We start from the raw sequence: 17,983 nt of genomic DNA on the forward strand, positions 1-17,983 counted from the left end.
AAAGAGCATGGAAGGCGTGACGGTGGTCGATCATCCGCTGGTTCAGCACAAGCTGACCCTGATGCGGGACAAGCAGCGTTCGACGAAAGGCTTCCGTCAGCTCCTCAACGAAATTGGCATGCTCCTCTGCTATGAGGTCACCCGCAACCTGCCCATGGAGCGGATCGAGATCGAGACGCCGCTGACCACGATGGAAGGCGTTCAGATCGCCGGCAAGAAGCTGGTCTTCGCCCCCATTCTGCGCGCTGGCGTCGGCTTCCTTGACGGCATGCTCACCCTCGTTCCCGCCGCTCGCGTGGCCCATATCGGCCTCTATCGTGATCCGGAATCGCTCCAGGCGGTGGAATACTATTTCAAGGCTCCGTCCGACCTCGCTGACCGCATGGTGCTGGTGCTCGATCCGATGCTTGCCACCGCCAACTCGGCCGTGGCCGCCATCGAGCGCCTGAAGGAGCGTGGCGCGAAGGACCTTCGCTTCGTCTGCCTGCTCGCGGCGCCTGAGGGCATCGAACGCCTGCGCAGCGCTCATCCGGACGTGCATATCTGGACAGCGGCCGTTGATGAGAAGCTCAACGACCACGGCTATATCGTGCCGGGTCTGGGTGACGCCGGCGACCGTATGTATGGAACGCGCTAAAAGCTAACGCTGTTAGCGCTGTGACTCTGCGAAACATGGATTAGGGCCTTGCGCTTCATTGTTGCCGACTGGGGAACGACCCGCTTTCGTGGCTATCTGATCGAGGACGAAACCATTCTCGATCAGGTCTCGTCGGATGAGGGCGTTTCCGCCCTGCAAAAGGGCCAACACCGCGACGTTTTCTTGAAGCATTGCGGGCACTGGCTCGATGTCGAGCCGAATGCCCCGGTGCTGCTCGTCGGCATGGTCGGCAGCCGCGAAGGCTGGGTGGAAGCACCCTATGCCTCCTGCCCTGCAGGCCCGGCTGAGATCGCGCAAGCGTTGATACCGGTCGATCTCGCCGATGGCCGCAAGGCCCACATCATTCCCGGCCTTTTTTGCGAGCCTGCTCCCGGCGCAGCCGACGTGATGCGTGGCGAGGAAACACTGGCGCTGGGCGCTGGGGTCGAGAATGGCCTCGTCTGCTCGGCTGGCACGCATCCCAAATGGATCCTGATGCGCGACGGGCGCATCGAACGCTTCGCCACCTACCTGACAGGCGAGATGTATGCGCTGCTGCGCGAGCACTCCATGGTCGGACGCGCCGCCACGGAGCCTTCTGATCAAAAGGGCTTTGACATGGGCCTCGATGCGGCAGAGCGCAATGGCGGCGCTGACGGCACAGCGCGCGTGGGCCTGCTCCATCTGCTCTTCGGTGCGCGAGCCGCCGTGGTTTCAGGGCGCATGGCGAGCAATCTGCTGACGCCTTATCTCTCCGGCCTCCTCACAGGCGATGAGATCAACGGCGCTCTTGCGCAATTCGGACGTCCTGCCTCCGTCACCATTCTCGCTGATCAAGCCCGCGCGGATCTTTATGCGCACGCGCTCGCGCGCCACGGCATCAAGACGGAACTCAAGAACCCTAAGCAGGCGCTGCTTGCCGGCCTAGCGCGGATCGTGCGCCAGCATTCTCAGAGCTAAGCGCTCAACTCCCACTCAGGTCAAAGCTCATGCCTCATCCTCTCCTTGCCACGTCTACTGAGAACTCGCTTCCGATCTGGCTCGTGACAGAGAGCACGTGGAACACCGTTTCCGCGCAACTGCCGAAGGTGGCGCAAGGCTTTGCGAAGGCTCAGGGGTTCGAAGGAAAGACTGGAAGCCATTGCTTACTGCCAGACATGGACGGCAACCTGTTCGGCGTGGCCTTCGGCCTTGCTAATGACGACGCCAAGCGACGCGATCTTTTCGCCGTCGGTAAGCTGCCGACGATTCTGCCGGACGGCATCTATCGTTTCGAAACCGACGCACCGGATGCGACGCTTGCCGCGCTTGCATGGATCTTGGGCTCCTACAGCTTCACCCGGTATCGCAAGCGCAACGACAAATCCGTTCGCCTCGTCGTGCCGAAGGGCATCGATGCGGAAGAGGTGACGCGCATCGCCAATGCAGTCTTCCGCAGCCGCGATCTCGTCAACACCCCGACAAGCGATCTCGGACCGGACGGCATCGAGGCTGCCGCACGCCAGATTGCAGAGACCCATGGCGCAACCTTCGCCAGCATTGTCGGAGATGATCTGCTGAAGCAGAATTTTCCGATGATCCATGCGGTTGGCCGCGCCTCCGCGACGCCGCCGCGCCTAATCGACTTCACCTGGGGCAATGCGAATGCGCCGCGCATTACGCTTGTCGGCAAAGGCGTAGCCTTTGACACCGGCGGCCTCGACATCAAGCCGTCCTCCTCCATGCTGCTGATGCGCAAGGACATGGGTGGTGCTGCGGCAACGCTCGCGCTCGCAGACATGATCATGGGCGCGAAGCTTCCTGTGCGCCTGCGCGTGCTCATTCCCGCCGTCGAGAACTCGATCTCGAGCAATGCCTTCCGCCCTGGCGACATTCTCAACAGCCGAAAAGGCATCACGGTCGAGATCGGCAATACGGACGCAGAAGGCCGTCTCATTCTGGCCGATGCGCTGGCGCTGGCGGATGAGGAGAGGCCGGATCTCATCGTCGATTTCGCGACACTCACGGGCGCGGCCCGCGTGGCGCTCGGCCCCGAGCTTCCGCCTTTCTACACGGATGACGAGGATATCGCCGCCGAGATCACCCGCACCGGCATGGAAGTGAACGATCCCGTGTGGCGCATGCCGCTGTGGTCTCCCTACATGAGCCAGCTCGATTCGAAATACGCCGACATGAACAACACGGGCGGTCCCATGGCTGGCTCCATCACGGCAGCCCTCTTCCTGCACCGCTTCGTGTCCGAGGCCAAGGCGCATGTGCATTTCGACATCTTCGCCTGGAACAATTCCACTCGCCCTGCCCGCCCTGAAGGTGGCGAGGTCCAAGCCGCGCGCCTGATGTATGCCCTCCTGAAAAAGCGCTACGCTTCTTAAAGGATAGAGGCAGAGACAGGTTGCATCGTTCGGTACGAAGCCGAATAATACGGGTCCGTAACAAACGGTGCGGCCATGTCTGTCGAGTTGCGTGCTCTTCAACCCTTAAAACTCTGGCACGATGTGCACCTTGACCTCATGCACCAAGGCGGCGACCTCTCCTCCGGCCAGATCGCCATGCTGCCGACGATCTATCTCGACGCCCCCCACATACGGGGCGCGGTCTCGCCAAGAAACTCAATGTGACGAAGCCCGTCATCACGCGCGCTCGATAGCTTAGGCAAGCTCGACCTTGTCTGCCGTCGCCGGGATGAGGCGGATCGGCGCAACGTGATCATCCAGCGCACGGTCGCTGGCGCTTTGGCTGTGGAACGGCTAGGAGACACCATCACTGCCCGTGCCAAGGAGTTGCCTCGATGAGTTTCGACCGCCGCATTACCCCCTTCCGCGCCGATTTGGCCGATGAAAGACTGCGCGGTCAGGTCGAGGCCGAGCGCTTCACGAGCGGAACAGTAAAGCGCGTTACCGCCTCCTTCGCCCCCCTCCATCGCCATCCCTCGCGGGAAGCGCCCGTCGACACGCAGGCGATCTTCGGAGAGTCTGTCACCGTTTACGACGAGCATGAGGGCTGGGCCTGGGTGCAGTTGCACGACGACGGCTATGTGGGTTATCTGCCGAGTGTCGTGCTTGGCGAGTCTGGACTGCAGGCGACGCACAGGGTCGCGGCCATTCGCACTTTCATCTATCCGGGCCCCAACCTGAAGCTGCCCCACACGGACCTTCTGACCATGAACTCGAAGGTTTCCGTCGTGGGCACGCAGGGCGATTACGCACAGCTTGCCGATGGCGGTTGGGTCTATGCTGCCCACCTCGCCGCTGTCGATGCGCGTGAGGCTGATTATGTGAGCGTGGCCGTGCGCTTCCTGCACACGCCTTATCTCTGGGGTGGAAAGACAAGCCTCGGGATCGACTGCTCCGGTCTCGCGCAGACCGGTTTGACCGCAGCGGGCATCAAGGCGCCGCGTGACACCGACATGCAGGAGAGAGAGCTCGGCACTGCCATCGACGTGAAGCCCGACCTCGGCGGATTGCGCCGAGGCGACTTGGTATTCTGGAAAGGCCATGTAGGCCTGATGGTCGATGACACGAACTTCATTCACGCCACCGGCCACAGCATGACCGTGATGATCGAACCGCTGTCTGTCGCGGAGGAGCGCATCCGCCGGACGAGCTACGGCCCGATCAGCTCGATCAAGCGCCTGTAGTCTCCGATGAGCTATCTGCCCGATCTGTCCGTTCTGCTCGTGGCAGGTTTTGGGGTCTTTCTCATCGCCTTCATGAAGGGCGCCTTCGGCGGCGGGCTCGCCATTGTCGGCATCCCCGTTCTGTCGCTGGTGATGGACCCTATCAGCGCCGGAGCAGTGCTCGCGCCGCTCTTCGTGCTGATGGATGTGGCAGCGCTCTATTATTGGCGGCCGAGCACATGGTCGAAGATCGACTTAGCGCTGCTCCTCCCCGGTCTTGCCTGTGGCACGGCCATTGGCTTCCTGCTGTTGAAGGTAATCGACAGAAGCATGGTTGCCATCCTCATAGCCACCATCACCCTGGCTTTCACGGCATTGTGGTTTCGTGGTGGCGGCAGGATCGTGCAGCGGCCGCGCTCCAAGATCAAAGCCGTGATCGCAGGAACGGCATCGGGCGTTTCATCCATGATGGCGCATTCCGGCGGCCCGCCCCTCGCGATGTATCTTCTGCCGCTCGGGCTCCCCAAAGCTGTCTATGCCGGAACGAGCAGCAGTTTCTTTGCAGCAGGCAATCTGATGAAAGCTCTGCCGTGGCTGGCGCTTGCAAAACCAAGCACCGAGCTTTGGACACTGATGGGATTGTGCCTGCCAATCATCCCACTGGGTGTATGGGCCGGATACGCCTTGCATGAGCGCCTGGACCATAAGCAGCTCTACCGCCTCTGCTACGCCCTTCTCACCGTGACAGCATTCAAGCTGCTGTGGGATGGCATGCGTGGCTATGGGGTGTTCTAACACTCCACACCCTCAATAGCCCCGCACCCGATCCACCAGGTTCTCGAACGGCTCTCCTGCCTCGTGGCGCCGGATCTGGTTCGCGATGTAACGCACCGTCGCCTCGGGCTCGCTCGCAGCAGCGTTGTGCGGCGTGATCGTGACACGCGGATTCGTCCAGAGTGCGGAATCCTCCGGCAGCGGCTCCTTCTCGAACACATCGAGGGTTGCTGCTTTCAGCGTTCCGTCATCGAGGCACGCGAGAATGTCGGCTTCTACCTGCAAGCCGCCACGGCCCGCATTGATCAGGACAGGACCGCCAAGCCTGCCATCCTGCGCGAGCTTCTGAAACAGGCTGCGGTTGAGAATACCGCGCGTGTCGGGCGTAAGCGGGATGAGGCTCACCAGAATATCCGTGCATGCAAGAAATTCGTCGAGCCCGCTCTCACCCGAATAAACCTTGAAGCCCTCCACATTCTTCGGCGTGCGGCTCCAGCCAGCCACGTCGAAGCCCATCATCTTGAGCTTCAACGCAGCATCCTGCCCGAGCACGCCAAAGCCCATGATACCGACGCGCACATCCGCCGCAATCGGCGGCGAGCGATCCTGCTCCCAGCGTCTGGCGCGTTGAGCCGCAGCAAAGCGAGCATGATCGCGCAGATACATGAGGCAGTGCATCACCACGTATTCGCTCATGCGATGGGTGAGATCGTCCTGCGCCACACGCACGATCGGCGCGTCCGGAAGATCGGGATAGCCCATCAGGTGATCGACGCCGGCACCAAGTGAAAAGATAGCCTCGAGATTCGGCAGGTCGTCCAGACTTCCCGGCTTCGGTCCCCAGGTGGCTACATAGCGGATCTTGCTTCTGTCGAAATCCTCGCCCAGCACCACGATCTCGCGGCCTGGCAAGTGGCGCGTGAAGCGTTCGATCCAGGGCTGCGTTTCCCACGTGACGGCGACGAGCAGGCTCACGATTTCGCTCCAATGCGTTCGAGGATCAGCGTTTCAGGTGCAGCCTTCGCATCGCCCAGGGTATAGGCTGCGCGCACCATGCGTTCTGCGGCCTTGGCGGCTTCTTCGCTGCGCGCATGCACGACGGCGAGCGGGCGATTGGCATCGACCGTCTCACCGATCTCGGCAAGCTGGGTGAGGCCGACCGCGTGGTCGATCGGATCCTGCGGACGCCTGCGCCCGCCGCCGAGCGCAACAACTGCAACGCCCACATCGCGCGTGGCGATGCTCTGCACGATGCCGGAACGCTCCGCATAGATGGGGTGGATCACGGGTGCTGCTCGGAGATGCCCCCCGTGGTTCTCCAGGAAATCGGCAGGACCGCCGAGCGCCGTCACCATGCGCTGGAACACCTCAGCCGCCTTGCCGGAGGAAATCGCGTTCTCTATCTTCGCCCGCGCCTCATCGATATCAGCGGCGATCTTCCCGAGCACCAGCATCTCGGCGGAAAGCTCCACCGTCACCTCGTGGAACCGCTTCTCGCGACGACGACCTGTGAGGTAATCGACCGCATACGCCATCTCCACCGCATTGCCGGCGGCTGGAGCGAGAGGCTGATTCATGTCGGTGAGCAGAGCGCTTGTCGGCAGACCTGCGCCATTGGCAACCAGCACGAGGCTCTCGGCGAGCGCACGTGCATCCTTCGCATTATCCATGAACGCGCCGGAGCCGAACTTCACATCCATCACGAGGCCCTGAAGGCCAGCGGACAGTTTCTTTGAGAGAATGGATGCGGTGATGAGATCGATGGATTCCACCGTCGCCGTCACGTCGCGGATGGCATAGAGGCGCTTGTCCGCCGGTGCGAGGTCGGAGGTCTGGCCGATGATGGCGCAGCCGACCTCACGCGTGACACGACGGAAGGTGTCGATGTCAGGTTGCGTGACGTAGCCCGGAATGGAATCGAACTTGTCGAGCGTACCGCCCGTGTGGCCGAGACCGCGACCGGAAATCATCGGCACATAGCCGCCGCAGGCCGCAACAGCCGGACCGAGCGCCAGGCTCACCGTGTCGCCCACACCGCCGGTGGAGTGCTTGTCGAGCACAGGACCCGGCAGATCCCATTTCAGCACCTCGCCCGAATTCACCATGGCCCGCGTGAGTGCCACGCGCTCCGCCACGGAGAGGCCACGGAAGAAGATCGCCATGGCGAAGGAGGCGGCCTGACCTTCGGAGACATGGCCCGAGGTGAGACCCTGGATGAAGCTCTCGATCTCGGCGGCATCCAGCGTGTCGCCATTGCGCTTGCGACGGATGATTTCCTGCGGAAGATGGCTCATGTCAGTAAGCTCCGCTGGCGGCTTCGCCTGCACGCCCTTCGATGGCGGCAATCAGAGTGTCGTAGACACTGCTTGCGCCAATGCGGAAGGTCTGCGGCGTCGCCCAGCCCGGACCCATGATGCGATCGGCGAGATCGAGATAGATCTTCGCATCGGCAATAGTCCGAATTCCGCCCGAGGGTTTGAGACCCACATTGCGCCCGGATGCTTTGATCGCGTTGAGCATGATCTCCGCCGCTTCCGGAGTCGCGGAAACAGGTGTCTTGCCCGTCGAGGTCTTGATGAAATCGGCCCCGGCTCCGATAGAGAGACGGCTTGCCGTCTCGATCAGCTGCGCATCCTTCAGTTCACCGGTTTCAAGAATGACCTTGAGAAGCCGCCCCTGATCGACCAGATCGCGCACGGCTTCCACCATCTCCGCCGCAATCGTCAGATCACCACGACGAACAGCCTGATAAGGCACGACGAGATCGATCTCGTTCGCGCCATCGGAGAGAGCCTCCTGCACATCATCCGTGACTCGGTCCACTTCCTCACCGCCGGCGGGGAAGTTCACCACCGTTGCGATGCGGACAGGTGAACCTTTGAGGTTCTCCTGCGCGCGCTTCACGAACTGGGGCCACACGCAGACTGCGGCGACAGGACCGCGAGGATCGAGCGCTTTCTTGCAGAGCGCATCGACGGCCTGATCGGTGCAGGTGTCCGTCAGATCGGTAAGGTCAAGGCAGCGCAGGGCACGCTGGGCAATTTGCGCATCAGACATTTCTTAAAGCTCCGCGACGAAGGAACGGATGAGACGCTTGAACTTCTCAGAAGCTTCCGCCGCCATATCCTTGGTTTCCTGATGCGAGGGCGAAGCGCCTTCGATTCCGGCTGCGAGGTTGGTGACAACGGAGATCGCTGCAACCCTCAAGCCGTAATAACGCGCGAGGATCACTTCCGGCACTGTGGACATGCCGACGAGATCGCCACCGAGGACCTGCACCATCTTGATCTCGGCAGGCGTCTCGAAGCTCGGGCCGGAAAGCCATGCATAAACGCCCTCCGGCAGATCGATCCCGGTCTTCTTCGCGGCGCGCTGCAGAATCTTGCGCAGCGCAGGATCGTAAGCGTCCGTCAACGAGACGAAACGGCCTTCCGTGTGGTCGCGCAGAAGGGGATTCGCGCCGGAGAGATTGAGATGATCATAGATCGCAACGAGGCTGCCGGGGCGGATGGAGGCGCGCACGGAACCTGCGGCATTGGTCGCTACCAGAACCGGAATGCCGAGCTCCTTCATGAAGGCCACAGGCAGGCGCATCGCACCCGCATCGCCCGTCTCGTAATAATGCGCGCGGCCCTGGAACAGGAGAACGCGCTTGCCTTCGAGTTGACCTGCGACGAGCTTGCCTGCGTGGCCCGACACGCCGCTCCTCGGAAAGTGCGGAATGTCGGCATAAGCGAGGCTCACCGCGTCATTCACCTCCTCAACCAGGGTGCCGAGACCGGTACCGAGCACGAAGGCGGCGTCGAAGTGGCCATCGAAGCCGCGGGCGCGCACGAATTCGGCGGCCTCTTGAGCGTTCTGCTGCATGATCGTCTCTTATCTGTCCGTCAGGTTGTCGGGCCCGAACGAGAAGGGCAACAGCTCATCCAGGGTGAAACGCTTGCGGATGCCTTCAGGGCCCGCAATATGAATCTTCGTATCGGGCGCCGCGAATTCGCGAATGCGCTGGCGGCAACCGCCGCAGGGCGTGACGAGATGCTTGCCCTCGCCCATCACCACGATTTCACCGATGCGACGTCCACCGCCCGCAATCATCGCGGAGATGGCGCCGGCCTCCGCGCAGGAGCCAACGGGATAAGCTGCATTTTCCACGTTGCAGCCGGTGAAGATCTGTCCTTCAGGCGTGGCAATTGCAGCACCCACCTTGAATCGGGAGTAAGGCGTATAGGCCTTCGCCTGGATCGCCTTGGCCGCTTCGAAAAGCGTGTCGAGAGAAGTCATGATCAACGCTCCTTCAGATAGGGCACGCCCGCCGCACGCGGTGGAATAGCCCTGCCGATAACACCGGCGAGCAGGATCACCGTCATCAGATAAGGCAGCGCCTGAATGGCCTGTACCGGCACCTCGCCGATGCCGGGAATGAAAAGTCCCTGAAGCTGGTTGGCGACGGCATCGAGAAGGCCGAAGAGGAAGCAGGCTCCCAATGCAGGCCATGCGCGCCACTTGGCGAAGATGAGGGCGGCAAGCGCAATGAAGCCGCGGCCTGCGGTCATGTTGGGCAGGAAGCCTGCCGCCTGTCCGACAGAGAGATAAGTGCCGCCGATGCCGCAGAAGATTCCGCCGATGACGACGGCCGAGTAGCGCAGGCCTGTCACGGAGATACCTGCCGTATCGACCGCAGCCGGATTCTCACCAACAGCCCGCAGGCGAAGTCCGAAACGTGTGCGGCCCATGATGAACCACGTGAGCGGCACGGCGAGCAGAACCACATAGACGAGGGCCGAATGTCCCAAGAAGAGTCCGTCGAAACGCTGATCCCCTTCCAGCGGCGGCGTGCGTCCGCCCTGTCCGTACCAGGCATTGCCGACGATGGCGGTGAGGCCGGCAGCCAGCATGTTGATGGCAACGCCAGACACAATCTGGTTACCGCGCTGGCTGATGGAGGCAAAGCCGTGAATGAGGCCGAAGGCCACCGATGCGAAGATGCCGAAGACGAGGCCGATCCACGCCGAGCCGAAAACATAGGCGGCGGCTGCAGCAGCAAAGGCAGCCACAAGCATCTTTCCCTCAAGACCGATATCGACAACGCCGGAGCGCTCGGACCAGAGACCGGCCAAGCACGCGGCGAGGAGCGGAATGGATAGGCGCAGCGCCGAGTCGAAAATCGTTACGATGATACCGAAATCCATACTCATGCTCCCGCCAGTTTAGGACGTGACAGCAGCTGCGCCACGAGACGTCGGAAGAGACCATCCAGCGCGCCGGCAAACAGAATGATGATTCCGCCAATCACCACGACCATGTCGCGGGTGATGTTGGGCTGCTCGAAGGCCAGCTCCGCGCCACCCTGGTAGAGAATGCCGAACAGGAGCGAGGCGAGGATGATGCCGACTGGATGCGCACGCCCCATGAGCGCGACTGCAATGCCGACGAAGCCGTAGCCAGAAGTGAACTCCAGCAGGAGCCGATGCTGATAACCCATCAGCTCATTCACCGCGAGACCGCCTGCGAGTGCGCCGGACAGCACCATGGCAATGATCGTGATGCGCGCAGGAGAGATCCCGGCATAGATCGCGGCCATGGGATTGGAGCCCACCACACGGATCGCATAGCCGAGACGAGAGCGGTAGATGAGGAGCCAGATAAGATAGGCCGAGATCAGCGCCAGCACGAAGGTGAGATTAAGTTGCGACGACGGGATATCGATTCCGAATGCGGCGAACATCTCGTGCATGAAGGGAATGTAGGAGCCTTCCGGGAAGGCCCGCGTTTCCGGGTTCATCGATTGCGGCTCGCGCAGCACATTCACGAGGAGATACACGATCAGGACACTCGCGAGCCAATTGAACATGATCGTGGTGATCACGATGTGGCTTCCGCGCTTCGCCTGCAGATAGCCGGGCACAGCAGCCCAGGCTGCGCCAAAGGCGGCAGCCGCGATGATACCGATGGGAATAAGAAGGAAGCCAGGCAGGAAGGTGAGATTGTTGAGCGCAAGCGCAATGCCCAAGCCCGCCAGCGTCGCCTGACCCTCGCCGCCGATGTTGAACAGGCCAGCATGATAGGCAACGGCGACCGCCAGTCCCACGAAGATGAAGTCGGTGGCATAGAACAAGGTGAAGCCCAAGCCTTCGCCAGTGCCGAGACTTCCCTGCAGCAGATAGCGCGTTGCCGTCAGCGGATTCTCGCCGATGCTGAGCACCACGAGGCCCGCGATCAGGAATGCGGCCGCGACAGAGATGGCGGGCACGAGAAACGTGTCGGCCCATTTGGGCATGTCGATAGGAGCACTCACGTTTGATGATCCGGCAGGAACAGGTGGCCCTGTTCGTCGAGAGGAAAGAAGGGATTCCAGGCCACCTCCCAGAGGTGCCCGTCAGGATCGGCGAAGTAGCCTGAATAGCCGCCCCAGAACACGTCCTGCAGCGGCTTCACGGCGTGAGCGCCAGCAGCGATGGCGCGGGCATAGACCTCATCGGCCTCCTGCTTGGAACGGGCATTATAGGCGAGCGAAAAGGCGGCGAAGCCGGTGGGCTTGTCCTCGACGCCTGCATCCTTGGCGAGGTCAGCCCGTCCGAAGAGTGCCAGCGCAAGGCCGTTCGCCTGAAAGAAAGCGACGCTCGGCTGACTGGCAGAAGATGCCTTCCAGCCCCATGCTTCATAGAAGGCGCGGGATTTTGTGAGATCCGCAACGCCGAGCGTAACGAGCGTCAATCGCGGCTGCATCAGGCGGCCTCATCGGTAACGCCGGCCATGAGCAAGCCCAAATCCTGCTCGTTCGTCTGGTCAGGCTTGCGCTCGCCGGTGATCCTGCCGCCGCACATGGTGAGGATGCGATCGGACAGATGCATGATCTCATCGAGTTCCACCGACACGAGCAGAATGCCCACTCCGACATCGCGCAGTGCGATGAGACGACGGTGGATGAACTCGATGGCACCGATATCGACGCCACGCGTCGGCTGGCCGACGAGGAGGACCTTCGGGTTGCGCTCGATCTCGCGCGCCAGCACGATCTTCTGCTGATTGCCGCCGGAGAAGTTCGATGTCTTCAGTCGTGGCGCGGGCGGGCGGACATCGTACTGCTCCATCTTCTTCGCGAGATCCGCGATGAGGCGGTCATGATCAAGAAGCGGCCCCCGCCCAAGCTGCGGCTCGTCCGAGAAGCCGAGAATGGCGCTCTCGAAAGCAGGAAAAGCGGGCACGAGGCCCATGCGCAGACGATCTTCCGGGACGTGCAGCAGGCCAAGCCCGCGCATGCGATGCGGATTGTGCTCCGAGAAGTGAATATCCTGCCCTTTGAGCCGGATGGACCCGAGCACAGGCTGACGCATGCCGGCGATCGCTTCCAGAAGCTCGCTCTGGCCGTTACCCGCAACGCCCGCGATGCCGACGATCTCGCCCGCATGAACGGTGAAGGACGCATTGGCGACACGCAGCACGCCCCGTGCATCGACAACGGAGAGATCGTCGACTTCGAGCACAGGAGCGCCAGGCGCCTTCTCGGTTTTTTCGACCCGAAGCAGAACACGACGTCCTACCATCAGCTCGGCAAGCTCCGGTGGCGACGTGTTCGCCGTCTCGACGGTAGCCACCATCTCGCCACGGCGCATGACCGAGACGCGATCCGTGATCGCCATGATCTCGCGCAGCTTATGCGTGATGAGAACAACGGTCTTGCCCTGTTGCTTCAGCGAGCGGAGCAGTTCGAACAACGCATCCGCTTCAGCGGGAGTGAGCACGGCGGTGGGCTCGTCGAGAATGAGAATGTTCGCGCCGCGATAGAGGGCTTTGAGAATTTCCACGCGTTGCTGGAGGCCAACGGACAACTCGCCAACGGTGGCGTCCACGTCGATTTCCAGGCCGTAATCGGTTGCGAGACGCGCAAGTTCCTTGCGCACCTTGGCCTCGCCCGCGCGCAGCATGGCGCCGCCTTCAGCGCCGAGCATCACGTTCTCGACCACGGTCAACGGCTCGACCAGCATGAAGTGCTGGTGAACCATGCCGATACCGGCTGCGATAGCATCGTTGGAGGAGCGGATCCGGGTGGGCGCTCCATTGACGCGGATATCGCCTGAATCGGCCTCGTAGAAGCCGTAGAGGATCGACATGAGGGTCGACTTGCCCGCACCATTCTCGCCGACGATGCCATGGATCGTGCCGCGCTCGACGGACAGGTTCACGTCCTTATTGGCATGAACGGCGCCGAAGCTCTTATTGATGGCGATGAGTTCAATGGCGGGAGACATCGGCCTCTAGGGGTTATCCAGCAAGGGAAAAGCGCGCGGATCTTATCGGAAAAAGCACAAACCTAAAAACGGAAACGGCCGCAGGCCCTCTTCACGAAAGCCTGCGGCCGGATGGATGCGTTATCTTACATCGGGCACTTGGAGTCCGACATGTAGTCGTGGACCTTGATGGTACCGGACTTGATGTCGGCTGCGGCCTTGTCCGCGGCGGCCTTCATGTCGGCGGTCACAAGCGACTTGTTGTGGTCGTCGAGCGCCCAAGCCACGCCGTCCTCAGCAAGGCCGAGAACCGAGAGGCCAGCCTTGAAGGTGCCCTTCTTGGCCTGATCGAAGGCGTTGTAGGTGGCGACATCCACGCGCTTGACCATGGAGGTCAGCACCTTGCCCGGATGCAGGGCGTTCTGGTTGGAGTCGACGCCAATGCCGAGCTTGCCGGCGTCAGCCGCAGCGCGCAGCACGCCCACGCCGGTGCCGCCAGCCGCATGATAGATCACGTCCGCGCCGCGGGAGATCTGGCCCTTGGCGAGTTCGCCGCCCTTCACCGGATCGTTCCAGGCAGCGCCGGTGGTGCCGGTCATGTTCTGGAACACTTCGGCGTCCTTGTTGGCGTACTTGACGCCCTGGACGTAGCCGCAGGCGAACTTGCGGATGAGCGGGATGTCCATGCCACCCACGAAACCGACCTTGCCGGATTTCGAAGCCTTGGCGGCCAGGAGGCCCACGAGGAACGAGCCCTCATGCTCCTTGAACACGATGGACTGCACGTTCGGCTTCTCGACGACGGCATCGATGATGGCGAACTTGGTGTTCGGAAACTCCTCAGCGACTTTCTTCAGAGCGGATTCCTGGCTGAAGCCGACGGCCACGATCGGCGAGAAGCCGTCACGGGCGAAGCGGCGCAGGGCCTGCTCGCGCTGGGCGTCGTTCTGCGGCTCGAAATCGCGGTAATCGGTGCCCGTGTCCTTCTTGAACTTCTCGGCACCCGTGTGAACGCCTTCGTTGAAGGATTTGTCGAACTTGCCGCCCAGATCGTAGACGACGGCTGGCTTGAAGGCCGCCTGCTGCGCAAAGGCAGCCGTGGCAGAGAAGGCGAGGCCCGCGAGTGCGAGGCCGAACTTGGTGACTGTCATCGGCATTGTTCCCTGTTTGACGCCGGATTGAGTGTCCGGTTGCCCCGTGACGATGGCATGGGAAGGGTCACAACGCCAAGGTCTCTGTCAAGCCGAGATGTTATTTTCCTTCAGGAATGGTTGATAGCTTCAGACCTGACGTTATGGTCCTTTCATGCCCCTGACACCCGACGAAATCGACCGCTACGCCCGCCACTTGGTCCTTCGGGACCTGGGAGGCCCCGGACAGTTGAAGCTCAAGGATGCGCGCGTGCTCGTGATCGGAGCTGGAGGCCTTGGAGCGCCTCTGATCCAGTATCTGGCAGCCGCCGGGGTCGGCACCATCGGCGTTGTGGACAACGACACCGTGTCCCTCTCCAATCTGCAGCGGCAGGTGATCCACGGAACGCCCGATATCGGGACTCTCAAAGTGGAGAGCGCAGCCAGGGCCATCCTGCACCTCAATCCTCACGTTACGGCAGAGCCTCATGACCTGCGGATCACCCCTGAGAACGCCCGCGACCTGATCCGCCGCTATGACATCGTCGCGGACGGATCGGACAATTTCGAAACCCGCTATGCGGTGTCGGATGCCTGTTTCTTCGAGAAAAAGCCGCTGGTCACGGCGGCGCTTGGTCAGTTCGATGGCTCTCTGACGACGATCAGGGCGCACGAAAACGGCCCGGATGGCAAACCCAATCCCACCTATCGGTGCCTGTTCCCATCCCCGCCTCCGCCGGGCGCCATTCCCACCTGCGCGGAAGCAGGCGTGCTCGGGGCGCTGGCAGGCGTCATGGGCAGCCTAATGGCGATGGAGGTGATCCGGGAGATCGTGGGTTTCGGAGAGAGCCTCGTGGGCCGGCTCCTGATGGTCGATGCACGCTCAATGCGCTTCGATACGGTCCGTTACCGGTGGGATGAGAACAACCCGCTAAATGGGTCTGAACAAGCGGCGTCCCGGATGGCATGAATCAATCCGAAGCACGGACTAGATGAGAGACCCGCCTCGTCATGCCCGGCCTCGTGCCGGGTATCCACGCCTTCGAAACGCGACGGTTCTTAAGACGTGGATGGCCGGGTCAAGCCCGGCCATGACGGAGGAGTTGTCGCGTCTTATTCTGAAGACGATCCCGGATCGCGGCAAAGCCGCGATCCGGGATGACGAGTTCTTATGAGCGCAGCACCGCGCCGGTCTTCTTGGAAACCTCGGCGACGATCTTGGCCGAGACGGCCTCGATTTCCACGTCGGTCAGAGTCTTTTCCGTAGGCTGGAGAGTGACGGCAATGGCTACGGACTTCTTGTCCGGGTCGATGCCGGTGCCCTCGTAGATGTCAAACACGTCGACACCTACGATTAGCTGACGCTCGGCACCTTGAGCCGCCTTCACGATATCGCCCGCCGCCACGTCGCGGCCAACCACGAAGGCGAAGTCGCGGGTGAGCGGCTGGAAGTCGGGCAGGTTCAGCTTCGGCTTCATCTTTGTGGGCTTAGCCTTCGGCGGCACAAGCGCATTGAGATTGAGCTCGAAGGCCACCAGCGGGCCCTTCAGGTCGAGGGCCTTCAGGATTTTCGGGTGAACCTCGCCGAAAGCGCCGACGATGTTCTTAGGACCAAACTGCAGCGTGCCCGAACGACCGGGGTGGAACCACGCCGGACCACCGGCGACGATCTGGAGACCGCCAGCCGGAATGCCGAGAGCCGCGAGCAGCGCCAGCACATCCGCCTTGGCGTCGAAGGCATCGACGCTCTTGGCTCCGCCATTCCAATGACGACCCACGCCCTCGGCACGCGCCGTGCCGCGCCGCACGGCGGCAGCCCTGATCGACTGGCCCTCAGGCTCGTCAGACGTGAAGGTCTGGCCGACTTCGAAGAGCGCCACATCGCCGAAGCCGCGATCCGCGTTGCGCTGGGCTGCCTTCAGCAGGCCCGGCAGAAGGCTCGGACGCATGTCGGAGAGTTCCGCCGCAATCGGGTTCGCGAGTGCAAGACGCGCATCACCACCGCCGAAGAGCTCGGCCTCTTGCCTCGAGATGAAGGACCAAGTGACAGCCTCCACCAAGCCGCGCACGGCGAGCGCACGGCGAGCCAGACGCGTGCGCTTCTGGATGAGCGTGAGGATCGGCTTTGCGACAGCAGCCTCAAGACGCGGCAGCGGCTGCGGCTCGATACGGTCGACACCGGCAATGCGGATGACTTCCTCGACCAGATCCGCCTTGCCCTCGACATCGGGACGCCAGGACGGCGGCGTGACATTCACGCGCTCGCCCAAGCCCTGAACCTGAAATCCGAGCTTCTTCAGGATCGCCTCGGATTCGGCAGGCTTCACATCAAGGCCCGACAGACGCGGAACTTCCGACCAGGGGAACTCGATGATGCGCGTGGCGTCCGGAACCTGACCGGCAACGACAGCTTCCGTCGGCTCGCCGCCGCAGAGATCGATGACCATCTTGGTCGCGAGATCGAGACCCGGCACCGTGAAGGCTGGATCGACGCCGCGCTCGAAGCGATAGCGCGCATCGGTGATGATGCCGTGCTTGCGGCCCGTCTGCGCGATGTTCAGCGGATCCCACAACGCTGATTCGATCAGCACATCTGTGGTGCCTTCATCCGAGCCGGAATGCTCGCCGCCCATGATGCCGGCGATGGATTCGACACCATTCTCATCGGCGATCACCACGGTGCCGGGATCGAGCTTGTAGGTGCGACCATCAAGCGCCAGCACCTCTTCGCCATCCTTCGCGCGGCGGACGGTAAGATTGCCTTTCACCTTCCCGGCGTCGAACACGTGGAGCGGACGACCACGATCGAAGGTGATGTAATTGGTGATGTCGACGAGCGCGTTGATCGGGCGGAGGCCGATGGAGAGCAGACGACGCTGCATCCATTCCGGCGACGGACCGTTCTTCACGCCGCGCACGAGACGAAGCGCGAAGGTCGGGCAGAGATGCGCATCCTCGGCAGAGAAGTCGAGCGTCACCGAAACCGGGCACGCCCCCTTTCCCTGAATGGCCGGAACATCGCCGCCCTTCAAGGTACCGAGCCCGGCAGCCGCGAGATCGCGCGCGATGCCGAAGATCGAGGTGCAATCGGGCCGGTTCGGCGTGAGGTTGATCTCGATCACCGGATCGTCGAGGCCCGCATAAGCCGCGTAAGCAACGCCCACCGGCGCATCCTCGGGCAACTCGATGATGCCGTCGTGATCGTCGGAGATCTCAAGCTCCGCCGCCGAACACAGCATGCCCGCGCTCTCGACGCCGCGAATGGTACCGATTCCAAGCGTGATGTTCTTGCCCGGAATGTAGGTGCCGGGAGGCGCGAACACGCTCTTCATGCCGGTGCGGGCGTTCGGCGCACCGCAGACGACCTGGATCGGATTGCCTTCGCCCGGATCGACCATGCACACGCGAAGCCTGTCGGCGTTGGGGTGCTGCTCGGCGGAGATCACATAGGCGATCGTGTAGGGCGCCAGCGTCTTCGCCTTGTCCTCCACGCCTTCGACCTCGAGGCCGATGCGCGTGAGCGTTTCCACGATCTCGTCGAGGGACGCCGTGGTGTCGAGATGATCCTTGAGCCAGGAGAGGGTGAATTTCATGGGTG

The 17,983-nt window shown here is 62.3% G+C and carries 17 protein-coding genes and 1 pseudogene; 7 read left to right on the top strand and 11 right to left on the bottom strand.

The window, feature by feature from the left end:
- Window positions 1-7: 7 nt before the first annotated feature.
- From upp to AA309_RS03925, 6 genes and pseudogenes are all read left to right on the top strand, one after another.
- On the top strand, window positions 8-637 hold the full coding sequence (gene upp / locus AA309_RS03900) for a uracil phosphoribosyltransferase (protein ID WP_047187744.1): 630 nt from the start codon (window positions 8-10) through the stop codon (window positions 635-637).
- A 48-nt stretch (window positions 638-685) separates the two neighbouring features.
- Entirely contained in the window at window positions 686-1,597 is a 912-nt protein-coding gene (locus AA309_RS03905; RefSeq protein ID WP_047187679.1) for a 2-dehydro-3-deoxygalactonokinase, read from the top strand.
- A 29-nt stretch (window positions 1,598-1,626) separates the two neighbouring features.
- Complete coding sequence (locus AA309_RS03910; RefSeq protein WP_047187680.1) at window positions 1,627-3,009, top strand: leucyl aminopeptidase family protein; 1,383 nt, start codon at window positions 1,627-1,629, stop codon at window positions 3,007-3,009.
- Window positions 3,010-3,084: 75 nt separating this feature from the next.
- Window positions 3,085-3,429: pseudogene (locus tag AA309_RS35650) on the top strand (MarR family transcriptional regulator).
- A complete protein-coding gene (locus AA309_RS03920) occupies window positions 3,426-4,274 on the top strand; it encodes a C40 family peptidase (protein ID WP_047187681.1) in 849 nt (282 codons plus the stop codon). The pseudogene AA309_RS35650 and the gene AA309_RS03920 overlap by 4 nt, the downstream one beginning before the upstream one ends.
- Window positions 4,275-4,280: 6 nt before the next feature.
- Entirely contained in the window at window positions 4,281-5,048 is a 768-nt protein-coding gene (locus tag AA309_RS03925; RefSeq protein ID WP_047187682.1) for a sulfite exporter TauE/SafE family protein, read from the top strand.
- Window positions 5,049-5,060: 12 nt separating this feature from the next.
- Here AA309_RS03925 and AA309_RS03930 read toward each other — a convergent pair whose 3' ends face one another.
- The 10 genes from AA309_RS03930 to AA309_RS03975 all read right to left on the bottom strand — a co-directional run bounded on the left by AA309_RS03930 (window position 5,061) and on the right by AA309_RS03975 (window position 14,406).
- Entirely contained in the window at window positions 5,061-6,002 is a 942-nt protein-coding gene (locus AA309_RS03930) for a 2-hydroxyacid dehydrogenase (RefSeq protein WP_047187683.1), read from the bottom strand.
- On the bottom strand, window positions 5,999-7,321 hold the full coding sequence (deoA, locus tag AA309_RS03935; RefSeq protein ID WP_047187684.1) for a thymidine phosphorylase: 1,323 nt from the start codon (window positions 7,319-7,321) through the stop codon (window positions 5,999-6,001). Before deoA ends, AA309_RS03930 begins: the two co-directional genes overlap by 4 nt.
- 1 nt (window position 7,322) lies before the next feature.
- On the bottom strand, window positions 7,323-8,084 hold the full coding sequence (deoC, locus tag AA309_RS03940) for a deoxyribose-phosphate aldolase (RefSeq protein WP_047187685.1): 762 nt from the start codon (window positions 8,082-8,084) through the stop codon (window positions 7,323-7,325).
- Between the two features lie 3 nt (window positions 8,085-8,087).
- Window positions 8,088-8,894, bottom strand: a complete 807-nt coding sequence (locus AA309_RS03945) for a purine-nucleoside phosphorylase (RefSeq protein WP_047187686.1) — start codon at window positions 8,892-8,894, stop codon at window positions 8,088-8,090.
- Between the two features lie 9 nt (window positions 8,895-8,903).
- Entirely contained in the window at window positions 8,904-9,308 is a 405-nt protein-coding gene (locus tag AA309_RS03950; RefSeq protein WP_047187687.1) for a cytidine deaminase, read from the bottom strand.
- Window positions 9,309-9,310: 2 nt separating this feature from the next.
- Complete coding sequence (locus AA309_RS03955; RefSeq protein WP_047187688.1) at window positions 9,311-10,216, bottom strand: ABC transporter permease; 906 nt, start codon at window positions 10,214-10,216, stop codon at window positions 9,311-9,313.
- A gap of 2 nt (window positions 10,217-10,218) precedes the next feature.
- A complete protein-coding gene (locus AA309_RS03960; RefSeq protein ID WP_047187689.1) occupies window positions 10,219-11,322 on the bottom strand; it encodes an ABC transporter permease in 1,104 nt (367 codons plus the stop codon).
- The gene (locus AA309_RS03965; RefSeq protein ID WP_047187690.1) at window positions 11,319-11,753 is read right to left on the bottom strand and encodes a VOC family protein; all 435 of its coding nucleotides are present in this window, start codon (window positions 11,751-11,753) and stop codon (window positions 11,319-11,321) included. Before AA309_RS03965 ends, AA309_RS03960 begins: the two co-directional genes overlap by 4 nt.
- Window positions 11,753-13,276 (bottom strand): ABC transporter ATP-binding protein, encoded by a 1,524-nt coding sequence (locus AA309_RS03970; RefSeq protein ID WP_047187691.1) that lies wholly within the window; start codon window positions 13,274-13,276, stop codon window positions 11,753-11,755. Before AA309_RS03970 ends, AA309_RS03965 begins: the two co-directional genes overlap by 1 nt.
- A gap of 125 nt (window positions 13,277-13,401) precedes the next feature.
- Window positions 13,402-14,406, bottom strand: a complete 1,005-nt coding sequence (locus AA309_RS03975) for a BMP family lipoprotein (protein WP_150117377.1) — start codon at window positions 14,404-14,406, stop codon at window positions 13,402-13,404.
- 154 nt (window positions 14,407-14,560) lie between these two features.
- Between AA309_RS03975 and AA309_RS03980 the strand changes: the two genes are divergently transcribed.
- On the top strand, window positions 14,561-15,355 hold the full coding sequence (locus AA309_RS03980; RefSeq protein ID WP_047187693.1) for a HesA/MoeB/ThiF family protein: 795 nt from the start codon (window positions 14,561-14,563) through the stop codon (window positions 15,353-15,355).
- Window positions 15,356-15,554: 199 nt separating this feature from the next.
- On the opposite strand, the gene pheT is transcribed toward AA309_RS03980, so the two are convergent.
- Window positions 15,555-17,978: a phenylalanine--tRNA ligase subunit beta gene (gene pheT, locus AA309_RS03985; protein ID WP_047187694.1), complete on the bottom strand. Its 2,424-nt coding sequence runs from the start codon at window positions 17,976-17,978 to the stop codon at window positions 15,555-15,557.
- Window positions 17,979-17,983: the final 5 nt, after the last annotated feature.

Source organism: Microvirga vignae, assembly GCF_001017175.1.
In the GTDB taxonomy this organism is placed as follows: Bacteria; Pseudomonadota; Alphaproteobacteria; order Rhizobiales; family Beijerinckiaceae; genus Microvirga; species Microvirga vignae.